The sequence below is a fragment of the Vibrio sp. 10N.247.311.13 genome, from assembly GCF_041467595.1.
GTDB classification, from domain to species: domain Bacteria; phylum Pseudomonadota; class Gammaproteobacteria; order Enterobacterales; family Vibrionaceae; genus Vibrio; species Vibrio crassostreae_C.
Genome location: NZ_JBFSUX010000021.1, coordinates 21,447 through 38,180 on the forward strand (window position 1 = coordinate 21,447; position 16,734 = coordinate 38,180).

A 16,734-nucleotide genomic window follows, 5' to 3' on the forward strand; every position below is an offset into this window, starting at 1 on the left:
ATTAAAAAGTTACGAAGTTAAAAAGTTAAGCACTCACTTGTTCGCAAGACATTGACAAGTTAAGTGCAATAACAGGGAAATGCGGGTGGCGTTCTTGGGATTTTGACCTTGGATAAAACCCGCATTTTTTTTCATGTACTAAAAAAGATTATTACCTGAAAAACCCTGAGATTCGCAGTTCCGACAAAGGCTTAAATGGAAGCTACAAACGGACGTGATTTCGCATAAAAATCCATTAAATGAATACTTTACAGAAAGTATTGCATGGCCTTTTTATCTGAGTATAATCCTCCGCAATTTGTCTAAAGAGAGCAAAAAATGAACCGCAGTTCTGTCGCACATAATTGTCAAACTACACGCCAAAGAGTGGCGTTAGTGTCATTTTTATTTTGCTCTATTGATCGTTTCGAAGCCTCCTATTTTTAGGGGGCTTTTTTTTGTCCGCAATTTGACTGTATGCATAGAAAAAGGAAGACCCGTTATGGCGCATTCGTTATTTAACAAGCACATCATCTCCATTCCAGAGCTCTCTCGTGATGAACTGGAGCTTATCGTCGATACTGCAGCAAGACTCAAAGCAGAGCCAAACCCAGAGCTGCTGAAAAATAAGGTGGTTGCGAGCTGCTTCTTTGAGCCTTCAACTCGAACTCGCCTTTCATTTGAAACCGCAGTTCAACGCCTAGGTGGCACTGTCATCGGTTTTGATAATGGCGGTAACACGTCATTGGCGAAAAAAGGCGAAACACTTGCCGATTCGGTGCAAGTTATCTCTTCTTACGTTGATGCCTTTGTGATGCGTCATCCACAAGAAGGCGCAGCACGTTTAGCCTCTGAGTTCTCTAACGGTGTGCCAATTGTGAATGGTGGCGATGGTGCCAATCAGCACCCAACGCAGACCTTGTTGGATCTATTCTCGATTTACGAAACGCAAGGCACGCTCGACAACCTCAATGTGGCATTCGTTGGTGACCTAAAATATGGCCGCACCGTACACTCATTGACGCAAGCACTATCAAAATTCAATAACGTACGTTTCTTCTTTATTGCGCCAGAAGTGTTAGCGATGCCTGATTACATCTGTGAAGAACTGGAAGAGATGGGGATCCAATACAGCACCCACAGCAGCATTGAAGAAGTGGTGCCTGAGCTGGATGTTCTGTACATGACTCGCGTACAGAAAGAGCGCTTTGATGCGTCAGAATACGCGCACATGAAATCGGCTTACATTCTGACGGCCGATACGCTGAAAGACGCTCGCCAAAACATGAAGGTGCTTCACCCACTGCCACGTGTCGACGAAATCACAACTGACGTCGATAAAACGCCACACGCTTACTACTTCGAACAAGCTGAAAACGGTGTGTATGCACGTGAAGCTTTATTAGCCCTAGTTCTAAACGACACTTTATAAGCAGGAGATACAGTCATGGTTAAACAAACTCAGCTACAAGTAGAAGCGATCCGTAATGGCAGCGTCATTGACCACATCCCTGCTCATCTTGGGATTAAAATTCTCAAACTGTTCAAGCTGCATAAAACAGAACAGCGCATCACTATGGGGTTAAACCTGCCATCATCAGCACTCGGCAACAAAGACCTAATCAAGATTGAGAACATCTTTCTGACCAAGGAACAAGCCAACCAATTGGCTCTGTACGCCCCGCAAGCGACGGTCAATCAGATTGAAGAGTACAAGGTGGTGAACAAGCTAACATTAGTGCTGCCAGACCAAATCAACAGTGTCTACTCTTGCCCGAATAGCAACTGTATTTCGCACGGTGAGCCAGTCGAAAGCAGCTTTAAAGTGCAGCTAAAACAGGAAAACGTGCAGCTAAAATGTCACTACTGTGAAAAAGTATTCTCTCGCGAGATCATGAGTGAAATTCGCTAACCCTTAGCGCCATTATCACGGTCTCCAAAGCACCCTAATACCGATGGATATTTATGCCAAACTTGGAATAAATATCCATTTAACAAAAGAATAAAACTCCAAAATAAAAGCAATTAACTAGAATTTTATTTGGTGATCCCCTTCAAAAAGATAACTATCCTTTAGTGGTAGACTCAATGGATAGACGATCATACATCACGCATACCTTCCCTCTTTATTTCGGGATTCATCGGTAAGCCCTATTTAACAATCGTACTCTACGGCTTTGGGAGTACGCTCGGCGCTATGGACAAGCGATAACCACATGTTGACCTTAAGGAGTTGTTCATGAACCCAATCACTGAGCACGGTTGCTTGTATTCAGCTGAAGATAAAACACTGACTGAAGCGTGCAAACGCTTACTACAACAACAAAGCTTCTCGACCCAAAATCAACTGCGAGAGAAACTTGTCGATATTGGCTATACAGGTATCAGCCAATCGACCGTCTCTCGTATTTTGTCACAGCTTGGTGTTGTCAAAATTCAGAATGCTTGCGGTAAAAAGGTTTACTGCATCACGGTTGAAAGTGCACCGGTTCGTGTCGATGCATCCATCTCATCGCAAATCGAATTCATCACTCATAACCAAGCGATGGTCATCGTAAAAACTCATCCAGGTTGTGCACAACTAGTCGCAAGATTAGTTGATATCGACCCACACACTGAGATTATCGGCACCGTTGGCGGCAATGATACTGTGCTCATCATTCCAAAAGATACGATGAATATTGATGCTTGCGAACAAGTAGTAAAAGCACGCTTGGGTGTAGCTTAAATGTCTCTTTTACAAAGGCAAGTCACTCAAGTTGAATTGCAGCTCCCCACTCGATTACCCAATAAAATCGCTATCCCGCCTTAGGGGATATTTGTTTGCCGATGAAACTAATAGCAAACTATTACGGTCTGATTGAGTTAAGATACCTTCAACTCCATTTTGATGACTAAATAGTATGCGACGACTTGCCACATTACTTTTTGTTTGTGTTTCCCTATTCACCCAGCCTGCGTGGGCGCTATTTGGGAACGACAACGCCGAGCCAAGCTTCGGAGGCAATAACAATGGTTTTGTCCCTGTAGACCAAGCTTTCCCTTTCAATTACTACCAGCAAGACGACAAAGTCCTTCTCGACTGGCAAGTAAAAGAGGGCTACTACCTCTATCAACATAGCCTCTCGTTCACCGGGCAAAATCTCGCTATCGGTAATGTTGAATTAGAAGATGGTAAGCCGCACCAAGATGAATTCTTCGGTGAGGTGAGCATTTATACTCAGCCGTTATTCGTGCAAGTTCCTCTGCAGAGTTACCAAGATGGCTCACAGCTGATCGTTAAGTATCAAGGCTGTGCGGACGCAGGGTTCTGCTACCCACCAGAGACTCGTATCATCGACATTGAACCTTTCACAGCAACAGGTTCTGCTAGTTCGCAAGGTAGTGACTCACAAGCTTCATCTTCTGCTGGCAACGAAACCGATGTTTCTACGCAACCAACATCTCCGAAAGCAGACGTTGTAAGTAACACGACTCAACAGCCAAATGCCCCTGTTTCAAAAGAAGCAGGCTTAGCCGATAAGCTCGGTGACAGTTGGTGGACCCCTCTATTATTCTTAGCACTCGGTGTTGGTTTAGCCTTTACGCCGTGTGTGCTGCCTATGTATCCGATTCTAACGGGTATCGTTTTAGGTGGTGGCAAACTCAGCCAAGGTCGCGCGCTGATGCTGTCCTTTATTTACGTGCAAGGCATGGCGTTAACCTACACCTTATTAGGTTTAGTGGTTGCTTCAGCAGGCATGCAGTTCCAAGCCGCTATGCAGCACCCTTACGTGCTGATCGCGCTGAGTGTTCTGTTCGTGGCGTTGGCAATGTCGATGTTTGGCGTTTATAACCTGCAACTGCCAAGCAGCATTCAAACTTGGCTCAACAATCAAAGCAATAAGCAGCAAGGTGGCAATACCTTGGGCGTATTCGCAATGGGCGCTATCTCTGGCTTGGTGTGTTCACCTTGTACCACGGCGCCATTGTCAGGCGCGCTGCTGTATGTGGCTCAGAGTGGCGACCTATTTACCGGTGCGATTGCTCTGTATGCATTAGCCATGGGTATGGGTATTCCGCTGATTTTAGTTGCGGTATTTGGTAATAAGCTATTGCCTAAAGCGGGCAGCTGGATGGACAAGGTGAAGATCGTATTCGGCTTTATCTTGCTGGCAGCACCTATCTTCCTGCTAGAGCGCATCATTCCTGAATTGTGGGCAACCGTGCTTTGGTCTGGCCTTGGCTTCATCGCCTTTGGTTGGCTGTACCATAGCAAGAATGCACTGCCATTCGGCGGCTGGAAGCAGAGTGCGGTAGGCATCATCGCGATGCTTGGCTTGTTTGCTTCGGCACAGCCTGCATTGAACTATTGGTTTGCGGAGAAGAGCGTAACGGTAGAACAACAGCACATCCAATTTGCACGCATCAACACGGTTGAAGAGCTAGAAATCCAGCTCATCGAAGCGAAGAAACTCGGTAAGCCTGTGATGCTCGACTTCTACGCCGATTGGTGTGTGGCGTGTAAAGAGTTCGAGAAGTACACCTTCCATCAAGCTGATGTGGAAAACAAGCTTTCTGACTTTGTACTGCTACAAGCCGATGTAACGAGAAACATGCCTCAAGACATTGAACTGCTTAAACAATTACAGGTACTTGGCTTACCGACGATTGAGTTCTGGGATGGCGAGGGTAACCATGTTCCAAATGCTCGTGTAACCGGTTTTATGCCTGCTGATGTATTCTTAAAACACATGCAAAACCACCAGCTATAACGGCAATATTCACTAAAATATAAGCCGAATCGAAAGCCGCACCGCCCCTCCGTAACGAGATGGCAGTGCGGCTTTTTTGCTATTCAGAGTAACGCTTTCTTATTCCGGGGATAAAAGTCGATATGGTTCAGACTTTTAATGCATAGATATTGTCCACATACTCAATCAGGATGATAATAAATATTAACTAAATTGTTAAAAGTATGAACGTCATGGACTCGACCTATACCATCATCATTGCTGATGACCACCCTCTCTTTCGCAACGCCCTGTTTCAGTCAGTTCATATGGCGATCAGTGGTGCGAACCTGCTTGAGGCCGATTCTCTCGATGCCTTACTGACTCTGCTAAAGAAAGAAGGCGAGCCGGATCTATTACTGCTCGATCTGAAAATGCCGGGCGCCAATGGCATGTCAGGCTTAATTCAACTGCGCGCTGAATACCCAGATCTACCGATTGTGGTGGTTTCTGCCAGTGAAGATGCCAGCGTGGTCACTCAGGTGAAGAGCCACGGTGCGTTTGGCTTTATTCCTAAGTCGAGTGATATGCGTGAGTTGGTGAGTGCACTGAATCAAGTGCTGAATGGCGACCCGTTCTTCCCTGAAGGGCTTATCACCAATAATGCAGCGTGTAGCGACCTTGCAGAAAAGATTTCCACACTGACGCCTCAGCAATACAAGGTATTAGGGATGCTTTCTGACGGCTTGCTTAACAAGCAAATCGCGTATGAATTGAATGTTTCGGAAGCGACCATCAAAGCACATATGACGGCCATCTTCCGTAAACTGGATGTGAAAAATCGTACTCAAGCGGTTATCTTGCTACAAGAAGTCCACAATTAAGCTTCACTGATATCCTCTTCTAAAGTCGTCTTAGGTAAACATAAACCCAACCTGACGACTTTATGATCATCTATCTCTGCAACCACCCAAGTGATGTCATGCCACTCAAAGCTATCACCCAATACAGAGTGTGCGCCAAGCTCTTGAGCAACCAATTGTTTTAGCGTCATTTCTCGCTCTTCTTCCGAGCCAAGTTCAATACCATAACAATCACTCACTGCCGCAACTGATAGCTCAACATCCAAGAAGAAGTCACCAAAGAATCGTGCCGCCTCTTCTGCTAGAGGCGCCTCACTGAACAACGAACTTAAGCTGTCCAAATCTTTGTCTTGACCAAGCACACATAAGATATCGTTCGCCTCTAACACGGTGCTGCCTGATGGGTGAAGCATGGCATCTTGTCGAAACACTGCCGCAATGCGCGTCCCTTCTGGCATAGATAAGCGTTTAAGCGGCTCGCCGACACACCACTTCTCGTCTTTCAATTTGTAAACAAACATCTCCCACTCACTGGTCGGATAAATCTCCATACCGGTACGAGAAATCGGTGTCGGCGTTGGAGGTAGCGTCACTTGAGCCAATCTCGCGACTTTCATCAAGCTGCCGCCTTGAACAATCAGCGACACCATAACCACGAAGAACGCGATGTTGAAGTAAAGCTGAGCATTAGGCAGGCCAGCCATCATCGGGAACACCGCCAGAATGATCGGTACCGCGCCGCGTAGACCGACCCAAGAAACAAACCAACGTTCCTTGGTGGTAAAGCTTCTGAACGGCAGCAAACCCAACCAAACCGACAGCGGACGAGCAAACAAAATCATACCGAAGGCCAGTGCCAGCGCAGGCAGAGCAATGTCCATCAACGTTGATGGCGTCACCAATAAACCCAATACCAAGAACATCACGATCTGGCTTAGCCACGTCATGCCATCAAGAACATTAAGAATCGAGTGTCGCGAGCGCGTCGGACGATTACCAATGAACAAGCCCACTAGGTAAATCGATAAGATGCCGCTGCCGCCAAGCATGTTAGAGAGCGCAAACAGAGCCACGCCCCCACTGAGTACCAGAATGGAATAAAGGCCATCAGCCAATTGTACTCGATTGATTAAGCTCCATAGAACCCAGCCGCCGCCAATACCAACAAGAGTACCGATACCAAACTGCATCGCAAAACTTTGCAGTAGGAAGTTCATCCCCATCTCAGCGTCAGGGTTACCTAACAGCGCAATTAAGGTCACCGTCAGGAAGACCGCCATTGGGTCGTTAGTGCCCGATTCGATCTCTAGGGTTGAACCAACACGCTCATTGAGACTCTGTCCTTTCAGCAAAGAGAATACCGCTGCCGCATCGGTTGAACCAACAATCGCCCCGACCAAGATGCCCTGCATTAATGACAAGTCAAACAGCCAAGCCGCCATTAATCCGGTTAAGGTTGCTGTACATGCGACACCTATCGTCGCCAGCGAGAGCGAAGGCCAGAAAGCGACCTTGAAGCTCGCCACCTTGGTTCGCATACCGCCATCCAACAGAATCACGGCAAGCGCAAGGTTACTCACCAAGTAGGTCAGTGAGTAATCATCGAAATGAATATTACCGGGTCCATCTTCACCCGCTAACATACCAACGAACAAAAAGATCAAAAGAATAGGAACGCCCAATCGTGAGGACACTTGTGAGAAAAGCACACTGATGGCGATGAGCACCGCACCAGTTAAAAATAAGTGGTTGATAGTTATTGCGTCCAATTCGTTCCCCCAAAGAATAAAACTCAAGATATAAGCATGTTGATCTTCTGCCGCTAAGCATGGCACGGTCGATGAAAGTGCTTTAGTTACTATAACAAACTTATGTTTCCCTTCGTGTCATACGCAGGGCTAAATACCGTTTCTCGGTCATTTAGTTGTTAAATTTTATGACTCGCAGTCTAATTCATCCCTTTTTGTTAGACCTTTGGCTAATTTAACAACATTGTAACATCACATTTTTCTATGGTTATGTCTCCTAGCTCCCATATTTCAGTACATTAGCGCTAATACCATCCCGACTAAAGTTGCACAGATCCCTTGACTTATCCTTGCTACATTCTAAATCGTAACATTACGTTAACACGCTATTTTACAAAACGGTTTCACAAAAACAGTTTCTACGAAAACGGAATAAAGGAGAAGGCAATGGCGTTCGAATCTACGGAACATGCTCAAGCCTACTGGAAGGAAAACTTGGGAATTATGGGAACACTGCTCGCGGTCTGGTTTGCGGTGTCTTACGGCGCTGGCATCTTATTTGTGGATGCCCTCAATACCGTTCAGTTTGGCGGGTTCAAGCTAGGATTTTGGTTCGCTCAGCAAGGTTCGATATACACCTTCGTGGCGCTGATATTTATTTACGTTGTCCGCATGAATGCGCTCGACAAAAAATACAACGTACAGGAAGACTAGAGGCTAGAACATGGATATTCAAACTTGGACGTTTATTCTCGTCGGTATTACTTTCGCGGTATATATCGGCATCGCAATCTGGGCTCGTGCAGGGTCTACTAGTGAGTTCTACGTTGCTGGCGGTGGTGTACACCCAGTAGCAAACGGCATGGCGACCGCTGCTGACTGGATGTCGGCAGCATCATTCATCTCAATGGCAGGTATCATCTCATTCGTTGGTTACGACGGTGCGGTTTACCTAATGGGTTGGACAGGTGGTTATGTACTACTTGCGCTATGTTTAGCACCTTACCTACGTAAGTTCGGTCAGTTTACGGTTCCTGATTTCATCGGTGAGCGTTACTACTCGAAAACGGCACGTATGGTAGCGGTATTCTGTGCAATCTTCGTATCGTTTACGTACGTTGCAGGCCAGATGCGTGGTGTGGGCGTTGTATTCTCTCGTTTCCTAGAAGTTGATATTAACCTAGGCATCATCATTGGTATGGGTATTGTGTTCTTCTACGCAGTACTAGGTGGCATGAAAGGCATCACTTATACGCAGGTAGCTCAATTCTGTGTCCTCATTTTCGCCTTCCTTGTTCCAGCAATCTTTACCTCAATCATGATGACAGGTAACCCACTTCCACAAGTTGGTATGGGCTCTACGCTATCAGGCACAGATGTTTACCTTCTTGATAAACTGGATGGACTGACCGAAGAACTCGGATTTACCGCCTATACCGAAGGTAACAAGAGCATGGTAGATGTATTCTTCATCTGTGCGGCTCTAATGGTCGGTACTGCGGGTCTTCCACACGTAATCATTCGTTTCTTCACGGTACCAAAAGTACGTGATGCTCGTATCTCAGCGGGTTGGGCACTACTGTTCATCTCATTGCTATACACAACAGCACCAGGCGTTGCAGCATTCGCTCGTGTAAACATGATCGAAACAATCAACGGCCCTGACATGCAAGGTGTCGCTGCAGCGGACGCACCAAGCTGGTACAAAAACTGGGAAAGCACTGGCCTAGTAGGTTGGGAAGATAAGAACGGCGATGGCAAAATGTTCTACTCGGGCGATGAGCGCAACGAGATGAAGATTAACCGTGACATCATCGTACTGGCTTCTCCAGAGCTAGCGAAACTACCAAACTGGGTTGTAGCACTGCTTGCAGCCGGTGGCCTAGCAGCCGCACTATCAACAGCCGCGGGTCTACTATTGGTCATCTCAACGTCGATTTCACATGACTTGTTGAAGAAAGGCTTCAGACCAAACATGACCGACAAGCAGGAGCTGTTAGCCGCTCGTCTGGCAGCCATGGTCGCGATTGTCGGTGCCGGTTACTTAGGTATTAACCCACCAGGCTTTGTAGCACAGGTAGTAGCGTTTGCCTTCGGCTTAGCCGCAGCATCCTTCTTCCCAGCGATTATCCTAGGTATCTTCTACAAGAAGATGAACAAGGAAGGCGCAATTGCAGGTATGTTGTCAGGTATTGCCTTCACAGCAAGCTACATCATCTACTTCAAGTTCATTAACCCAGCAGCAAGCACACCTGAAAACTGGTGGTTTGGTATCAGCCCAGAAGGCATCGGTACGCTAGGTATGTGTCTAAACTTCGTAGTATCGATTGCTGTAAACAAAGTAACTGCTGAAGTACCACAAGATGTACAAGATATGGTTGAGAACATCCGTTACCCGAAAGGTGCAGGTGAAGCTCACGACCACTAAGCACGACCATTAAACAAAGATGTTTAGCAAAAAATGAATCAGTACTTACATTGTAGGGATTAGGTACTGACTCCAGAAAGCCGATACTTCGTGTATCGGCTTTTTCTTTTTCTGCTCACTTTATAAAAAGATAAACAAAGGGTTGTTTTTAAAATTTTATTTGATAATAATTATCATTAACATCCAATAAAGAGATGCAGATGATGATGAAAGAGCAGCAGGTTCTCTATTCGAGATTTTACAAAGCACAGGATCGCTTTGCTTCATTAGAACAAGTTCAAGGCCATGAGCCGTTTGTAATTCGAGAGTATATCGAGTGTGCACTGACGCTTTCGGCTTACTATGAAAAGCATGCCGCTCAAGAAAACATCTTGTTGTGCGAGCTGTATCTACGCCAAGTTTTCTTTCATTTGATTGAAGCGATTGAGTCTCCTCAGCGCAGTTTCGCCTTTCGTCATATCTGCCTAGACTCTATTCACTCACCACTATTTTATTTGAAGCGCCACTACTGCCAGCAACCTCAAGGCCAAGCGCGTTTTTTGAATCTCAGCCAAACACTACAACAAGTCCAAGCCCCACTTGGCTAACAAGGATAGAACATGACCCTACAATTTCGGATTGAAAAAGACAGCATGGGCGAAGTGAAAGTCCCTGCCGATGCGCTATACCAAGCACAAACTCAGCGTGCAGCGTATAACTTCGCGTTTAGCTCTCACAAGATGCCGACCAGTTTTATTCAAGCACTGGCGTTAATTAAACAGGCAGCGGCAGATACCAATGCTCAGTTAGGTCTACTGGAAGGTGATATTGCCAACGCGATAGCCGAAGCCAGCCAAGAGATCATTGAGGGTAAACACCTCGATCAATTCCCTATCGATGTCTACCAAACCGGTTCAGGTACCAGTTCCAACATGAATGCCAATGAAGTGATTGCTACGCTTGCCTCAAGAAGCTTGCAAGGCGACGTGAACCCCAATGATCACGTCAACATGGGCCAAAGCAGTAACGATGTGGTGCCAACCGCAATTCAAGTGAGCGTTGCTTTGATGGCTGAAAATAAGCTATTACCTGCATTAACTCACCTTTCTGAAGCACTCACCATCAAACAACAGGAACTTGCGGAGGTCGTGAAGACCGGCCGCACTCATCTAATGGATGCGATGCCAATGACCTTTGCTCAAGAGCTAGGTGGTTGGAAATTTCAGATAGAACACGCTAAGCAAGCAATAGAGAACACCCTGCCCGCTATCAAGGCTTTAGCACAAGGTGGTACTGCGGTTGGAACAGGGATCAATGCTGACCCACGCTTTGCCGATAAGTTTGCGAGTAACCTGTCTCAATCGACAAAGATCAGTTTTAGCTCGAGTGAAAACTTCTTTTTTAGCCTCAGCAGTCAAGACGCGATCGTTGCGCTGTCAGGTCAGCTCAAAACGGCAGCAGTTGCGATCATGAAGATCTCAAACGATCTTCGCTGGATGAACTCTGGGCCGTTGGCTGGCTTAGGGGAAATTGAATTACAGGCTCTACAACCAGGCTCATCGATCATGCCTGGCAAGGTAAATCCTGTGATTCCTGAAGCTGCAGCTATGGCGGCGGCGCAAGTCATTGGCAACGACACCACCATTACCGTAGCCGGACAATCAGGTAACTTCCAACTTAATGTGATGCTGCCAGTGATTGCTCATAACGTGTTGGAAAATATTGAGTTATTGGCAAACAGCTCAGTCGCTTTAGCGGACAAAGCCATCGCGACCTTCACGGTACGCCAAGACAATCTCGATTTGGCACTGTCAAAGAACCCAATCCTAGTGACCGCACTTAACCCTGTGATTGGCTACTTGAAGGCGGCTGATATTGCCAAGAAAGCTTACAAAGAAGGCTTACCAATTCTGGATGTCGCAGAAAGAGAAACCGATCTTAGCCGAGAAGAGCTCAGTAAACTGCTTGATCCAACCACACTGACACAAGGTGGCATTGCTGGTTAGTTATTGAATTAACAAGCGAATCGGCGTTCGCAAAAAAAACAGAGACAAAAAGGCCTCATCTGAGGCCTTTTCACTATCCGCTCACGAACGTACTAATCCGAGCCTGTTAACCCAAACTAGCTCACTCGATTCAAGACCGCTCTTAACTTAAGTGGTTTCACTGGCTTGGCAATAAAGCTAAAGCTGTTGGCCTTTATCGCTGCCAACATGTCATCGGTTCTATCGGCACTGATGATGACACCTTCAAAAGAATCTCCAAGGCGCAAGCGACACTGCTGCAGGACTTCGAGACCCGTTCTGCCATTATCTAAACGGTAATCAGAGAAAATCACATCAGGTAGCCAACCCTCATCTAGGCACTGCAAGCTTTCGACCAAATCAACCGCCGTCTTAACCTCACAGCCCCAACGTCCGATCAGGTTTTCCATACCGACTAAGATTTCTCGTTCATTATCGACACACAATATCTTGAGATGTTCGATGTCGCTGGTCGCCATTGGCGTCGAAGCTTGCACAACTGGAGCCACTTTTTCCGCTCTAGCTAAGGTGATGGAAAAGACACTGCCTTGCCCCGGCCATGAGCGCATCGAAATTTGATGGCCAAGCACATGAGCAATACCTTTCGAGATAGCCAGCCCTAACCCCAATCCTTGATCGGCTCGTACTTGGCTGCCACGAGTAAACTCTTCAAAGATTTCTTGTTGCTTGTCTTCATCGATACCGGTTCCATTATCCCACACATCAATTCGAACCTGTCCATTCACTCTTCTCGCACCCAGTACCACTTTCCCTTCCGGGTTATAGCGGAACGCATTGGTCAAAAAGTTCTGAATCACACGCCTCAACAGCTTAGGGTCTGAATGAATGAACAATGACGACGGAATCATCTTAAACTCAATTTTCTGTTGTCTCGCTAGAGCGCTAAATTCCGCGTTCAAATTGGTTAATACGTCATGCACGGCAATCGCGTGAATGTTGGTTTCTAACTTTCCGGACTCCAATCGAGAGATATCCAGCAAGTCACCAATCAAATCTTCTGCGGCGCCAAGTGCACTCTCGATGTGAGATGACAATTGCTTCACCTCTTGCTCTTTTGCCACCTCAGACAGTGACGAAGCAAATAGACGCGCGGCATTGAGCGGCTGCATCAAATCGTGGCTTACCGCGGCTAGAAAACGACTCTTAGATTGTGATTCTTGATCCGAAATCTGCGTGGCTTTTACCAAGCGATGGTTCAGTTTTTCGAGTTCTTGAGTTCGCTCATGCACTCTCGATTCCAAACTTTCGTTGGCATCTTTTAGCGCTTGCTCTGCTTGTCGGAATACCGTGATGTCGGTAAAGCTCATCACAAAGCCACCACTTGGCATCGGGTTACCTTGCACTTCAATCACTCGACCATCAGGACGAATGCGAGAAGAGGTATGTCGAGTGCCTTGCTCCAAATGATAAACACGGCGACGCACATGATCTTCAGGGTCACCCGGACCACACAAACCTTGCTGAGCATTATGGCGAATCACATCGGAGATCGGCCTGCCCACTTGTATCAAACCAGCCGGGAACTCAAACAATTCTAGATAGCGCTGATTCCACGCCACCAGCCTCATTTGTTTGTCGATTACTGCGATGCCTTGGCCAATATGTTCAATCGCGCCTTGCAGTAAACCACGGCTGAAGTCGTACAGTTCCGAAGCTTCATCCACGATGGTCGCGACTTCTTCAAGCTGCATGTTTCTTCCCTGTAAAGCGGAAGTAAGTACTAACTTAGCAGACGAAGCACCGAATACTCCGGCGAGCACGCGCTCTGCGTGTCGAATCAGACTTGCAGGCGCTTGTTGATTAGGAAGCAGCGGCTGACCGTGTTGTTGCCAATAGCTGTGTAAGGCACTTTTGGCACGCTTACGGCCTACAAAACGCGACGCCAGCATCTCTAATTCAGCGACCGTCACTCGGTTCTGGTAAAGGCTGATATTCTCGTTTTCAGGCAGCGGCGTGCCAACAAATGCTGCTGATTGTAAGCGCTCACTTAGGCTTGGGCGAGTCGTCATCGAAACCACGGCATAGCACAAGGTATTAAGTACAATACTCAGCACAATGCCCCAGTTTGAACTGCTGATATTCCAGCTACTGAGCAGTTCTGGCGGCGTGATAATCCACAGTAAAAGGTTACTGTCACTGTCGCCAGCCAACATGCTGGTTTGGCTCATCAAGGTAATCAGCCAAATCAACGAGCCCACCATTAAGCCGACATACACGCCCTTGCGGTTACCCGGGCGCCAGTACAAACCACCAATAAGTGCTGGCGCGAATTGAGCAATCGCAGCAAAGGAAAGAAAGCCAATCGCTGACAGTGAATGGATGGTATCGAGCGCCTGATAAAACAGCCAAGCACCCAGTAACAGCAGTAAAATTAGCCCGCGGCGAATCACCAATAGCAGGCCAGAAAAGTGTCGATGGGTTCTTTGAGTTAGGCGCATACGGCGCAGTAACAATGGCATCACTAAATCATTCGACACCATGATCGCCAAGGCGATGGTCGACACTATCACCATGCCACTTGCCGCAGACGTACCACCAAGGAAAGCCAGCAAGGCAATGTGATTAGCGCCTTCTGACATTGGCACACTGATCACATAGGTATCCGCTGGCATACCAGTAAGTAGTCCTTGTCCTGCCCAAGCAATTGGCAGCACGAACAGTCCCATCAAAATCAGGTAAAGCGGAAACAACCAACGAGCGGTATGCAGGTCTTGAGGACGTTCGTTCTCTACCACCATGGTATGGAACTGGCGTGGCAGACAGACAATCGCCAACATGGTTAAAACGGTATGAATAATTAAGGTCGGAATATTGGGTGATTCGTAGGTGGAAGCCGCCACATCAAGCAAGTCGATCTTGTCGCTGCTCATCGCCAGATACATGATGAATAGGCCAACGATCAGGAATGCCGCGAGCTTAACGATGGATTCAAACGCCACCGCCATCATCATGCCACGGTGATGCTCTGTGTTATCAATGTGTCTTGTACCAAACAGCATGGTGAAAATAGCCAAAGCACCGACCACAAACCAAGACACATGATAGTCCTGATAACCGAAGTCAGCCGCTAGGTTGGGTGCAACAATATCCAACCCCATGGTAATACCACGCAGTTGCAGAGCAATATAAGGAAGGATACCAACCACGGCGATAACCGTCACCGCCACCGCTAAGCCCTGAGATTTTCCATAACGAGCCGCGATAAAGTCGGCAATGGAGGTGATATGTTCCCGCTTCGCAATCAGGATCAGCCGCGCCAAGATCCGCCAGCCTAGTGTAAAGACTAGAATCGGGGCGAGGTAAATGGGTAAAAAAGACCAAGGGTTGTTACTCGCCTGCCCGACCGTTCCATAGAAGGTCCAAGAGGTACAATACACGGCAATCGAAAGGCTATAGATCCACGGGCGCCAACGCGATAGCCAACGAACCTGCCTGTCTCCATACCAAGCGATCAGAAATAACACGCCCAAGTAGGCTAAAGAGACTGGAATTACTATCCATCCTTGCATTGAAAACCCTTTTTTCATCCATAAAAAAACCTCTCCATAAGGGAGAGGTTTCATTTAACTAAGGATGGGTGATTAACTCAATCGCATCGCTTAAATTCTGTGCTTTAGACTCTAATTATCAGCATTTGCTGTGAGATTCTGACTGTTCCGAATCTGATTGATTAATCTCAACCACTGAACTTCTTTCATCCAACTTAATGAACAGAGCAAGTGCACCCATAGCAGCCATACCCCAGAAGATATTTGCACCCCAAAGCTCATAACCCCAACCACTTAAGGTGGTCATCAGTGCAATAAAGGCACCTAATGGAATCGCGTTATACAGAGCTTGTAGCGCAACCATCTTGTTTTGTTCTTCAGATTGGATGTATTGAATCGCGGCGATGTGTGCCATGGCAAAGGTCACGCCATGCAGTAGCTGCACCATAACCAGTGCGAAAATCGCTGTCGTTGATGCGGTAATACCCCAACGCGCCATCACCCCAATAGCCGCGACGACAAACAAAGTACGCAGTGACCAGCCTGAGAATAATCGCTTACTCAGAGCAAATACGGCCACTTCAGCAACAACACCTAAACTCCACAAGTAACCGATGATAGCTTCTGAGTGACCCGCTTCTTTCCAATAAATCGCACTAAAACTGTAGTAAGCCGCATGACTACCTTGCAGCAGCGCCATCAAGGCTAAAAACTTTACCACTGACGACTCACGCAGCAGTTCACCTAGTTTTGGTCGCGCCGCTTGTTGCTCAGATTGCGTTACTGGCATCACGTTAGGATTTCTCATCGCCAGAATTAATGACAGCAACACACCGGCAAGCGCAGTATACAAAATCATGTCAGTGCCGAATTGTGCCACCAAATAGCCAACAACCGTTGAACCTGCGATAAAGGCAATTGATCCCCAAAGACGAGTTCGGCCGTAGTCGAGCATTTTCAAACGACTGTAATGGTTAGCCATCGCATCAGAAAGAGGAATGATCGGCCCACAACAGAGGTTAAACAGTACCGTTGCCAACAACATCAGTATAAAGCTGCCACCGGTGAAGAAGTGGAAACCGACAAACAGCAGCGCAGCGAAACTCAAACAGCGTAGCGCTGGCATCAAGTGTTCCACTTTATGGATACGCGGCGTAATCACTAAGTTGGCCACACAACGAGTCGCAAAGCCGATACCAATCAATACGCCAATATCACCAGCAGACACGCCTTGGTCTTCAAACCACAACGCCCAAAATGGCAAATACACGCCATACGCAAAAAAGAAACCAAGAAAATACTGAGAGATCCAGCCATAGGGTGAAGGGCTAAACATAAATGACCTATAAAGTGTGCGGAAAAAGGCAGCACCAATTATGCCTATCTCGCATACGATGAAAAAGGGAATTATTACTAGGATAGTATTCCCATATTCAATGGGCCTGGGTATCGCATTTCAATAAGAGATTTCATGCTCATTAATATCCACACT

The 16,734-nt window shown here is 46.9% G+C and carries 12 protein-coding genes; 9 read left to right on the forward strand and 3 right to left on the reverse strand.

Annotated elements, in window-relative coordinates:
- Positions 1-481 precede the first annotated feature (481 nt).
- The 5 genes from pyrB (at position 482) to AB6E52_RS11215 (ending at position 5,575) form a co-directional block, all read left to right on the forward strand.
- Entirely contained in the window at positions 482-1,411 is a 930-nt protein-coding gene (pyrB, locus tag AB6E52_RS11195; RefSeq protein WP_004729720.1) for an aspartate carbamoyltransferase, read from the forward strand.
- 15 nt (positions 1,412-1,426) lie between these two features.
- Positions 1,427-1,891 (forward strand): aspartate carbamoyltransferase regulatory subunit, encoded by a 465-nt coding sequence (gene pyrI / locus AB6E52_RS11200; protein ID WP_059021942.1) that lies wholly within the window; start codon positions 1,427-1,429, stop codon positions 1,889-1,891.
- Positions 1,892-2,218: 327 nt separating this feature from the next.
- The gene (locus AB6E52_RS11205) at positions 2,219-2,707 is read left to right on the forward strand and encodes an arginine repressor (RefSeq protein WP_102320306.1); all 489 of its coding nucleotides are present in this window, start codon (positions 2,219-2,221) and stop codon (positions 2,705-2,707) included.
- 175 nt (positions 2,708-2,882) lie between these two features.
- Positions 2,883-4,733 carry a protein-disulfide reductase DsbD gene (locus AB6E52_RS11210; RefSeq protein ID WP_102320307.1) on the forward strand — a complete coding sequence of 617 codons (1,851 nt, stop codon included), beginning with the start codon at positions 2,883-2,885 and terminating at the stop codon, positions 4,731-4,733.
- Positions 4,734-4,945: 212 nt separating this feature from the next.
- On the forward strand, positions 4,946-5,575 hold the full coding sequence (locus AB6E52_RS11215; protein ID WP_017062717.1) for a response regulator transcription factor: 630 nt from the start codon (positions 4,946-4,948) through the stop codon (positions 5,573-5,575).
- Here AB6E52_RS11215 and AB6E52_RS11220 read toward each other — a convergent pair.
- Positions 5,572-7,323, reverse strand: a complete 1,752-nt coding sequence (locus AB6E52_RS11220; RefSeq protein WP_102320315.1) for a potassium/proton antiporter — start codon at positions 7,321-7,323, stop codon at positions 5,572-5,574. The genes AB6E52_RS11215 and AB6E52_RS11220 overlap by 4 nt on opposite strands.
- 426 nt (positions 7,324-7,749) lie before the next feature.
- Here AB6E52_RS11220 and AB6E52_RS11225 point away from each other — a divergent pair, with 426 nt between their 5' ends.
- From AB6E52_RS11225 to AB6E52_RS11240, 4 genes are all read left to right on the forward strand, one after another.
- Complete coding sequence (locus AB6E52_RS11225; RefSeq protein ID WP_010435433.1) at positions 7,750-8,016, forward strand: DUF4212 domain-containing protein; 267 nt, start codon at positions 7,750-7,752, stop codon at positions 8,014-8,016.
- 10 nt (positions 8,017-8,026) lie between these two features.
- Entirely contained in the window at positions 8,027-9,730 is a 1,704-nt protein-coding gene (locus AB6E52_RS11230; RefSeq protein WP_017062715.1) for a sodium:solute symporter family protein, read from the forward strand.
- Positions 9,731-9,930: 200 nt separating this feature from the next.
- Positions 9,931-10,317, forward strand: coding sequence for a hypothetical protein (locus tag AB6E52_RS11235; protein WP_017062714.1), 387 nt, complete (start codon positions 9,931-9,933; stop codon positions 10,315-10,317).
- A gap of 12 nt (positions 10,318-10,329) precedes the next feature.
- A complete protein-coding gene (locus AB6E52_RS11240; protein WP_102320308.1) occupies positions 10,330-11,715 on the forward strand; it encodes a lyase family protein in 1,386 nt (461 codons plus the stop codon).
- Positions 11,716-11,831: 116 nt separating this feature from the next.
- On the opposite strand, the gene AB6E52_RS11245 is transcribed toward AB6E52_RS11240, so the two are convergent.
- The gene (locus AB6E52_RS11245) at positions 11,832-15,263 is read right to left on the reverse strand and encodes a PAS domain-containing hybrid sensor histidine kinase/response regulator (protein WP_102320316.1); all 3,432 of its coding nucleotides are present in this window, start codon (positions 15,261-15,263) and stop codon (positions 11,832-11,834) included.
- A gap of 118 nt (positions 15,264-15,381) precedes the next feature.
- Positions 15,382-16,578 carry a 3-phenylpropionate MFS transporter gene (locus tag AB6E52_RS11250; RefSeq protein ID WP_017062710.1) on the reverse strand — a complete coding sequence of 399 codons (1,197 nt, stop codon included), beginning with the start codon at positions 16,576-16,578 and terminating at the stop codon, positions 15,382-15,384.
- Positions 16,579-16,734 lie beyond the last annotated feature (156 nt).

Bases quoted from the DNA above. Each gene is read 5' to 3' on its own strand.
- pyrB (WP_004729720.1), top strand. From the start codon at position 482: ATGGCGCATTCGTTATTTAACAAGCACATCATCTCCATTCCAGAGCTC.
- pyrI (WP_059021942.1), top strand. From the start codon at position 1,427: ATGGTTAAACAAACTCAGCTACAAGTAGAAGCGATCCGTAATGGCAGC.
- AB6E52_RS11205 (WP_102320306.1), top strand. From the start codon at position 2,219: ATGAACCCAATCACTGAGCACGGTTGCTTGTATTCAGCTGAAGATAAA.
- AB6E52_RS11210 (WP_102320307.1), top strand. From the start codon at position 2,883: ATGCGACGACTTGCCACATTACTTTTTGTTTGTGTTTCCCTATTCACC.
- AB6E52_RS11215 (WP_017062717.1), top strand. From the start codon at position 4,946: ATGGACTCGACCTATACCATCATCATTGCTGATGACCACCCTCTCTTT.
- AB6E52_RS11225 (WP_010435433.1), top strand. From the start codon at position 7,750: ATGGCGTTCGAATCTACGGAACATGCTCAAGCCTACTGGAAGGAAAAC.
- AB6E52_RS11230 (WP_017062715.1), top strand. From the start codon at position 8,027: ATGGATATTCAAACTTGGACGTTTATTCTCGTCGGTATTACTTTCGCG.
- AB6E52_RS11235 (WP_017062714.1), top strand. From the start codon at position 9,931: ATGATGATGAAAGAGCAGCAGGTTCTCTATTCGAGATTTTACAAAGCA.
- AB6E52_RS11240 (WP_102320308.1), top strand. From the start codon at position 10,330: ATGACCCTACAATTTCGGATTGAAAAAGACAGCATGGGCGAAGTGAAA.
- AB6E52_RS11245 (WP_102320316.1), bottom strand. From the start codon at position 15,263: ATGCAAGGATGGATAGTAATTCCAGTCTCTTTAGCCTACTTGGGCGTG.
- AB6E52_RS11250 (WP_017062710.1), bottom strand. From the start codon at position 16,578: ATGTTTAGCCCTTCACCCTATGGCTGGATCTCTCAGTATTTTCTTGGT.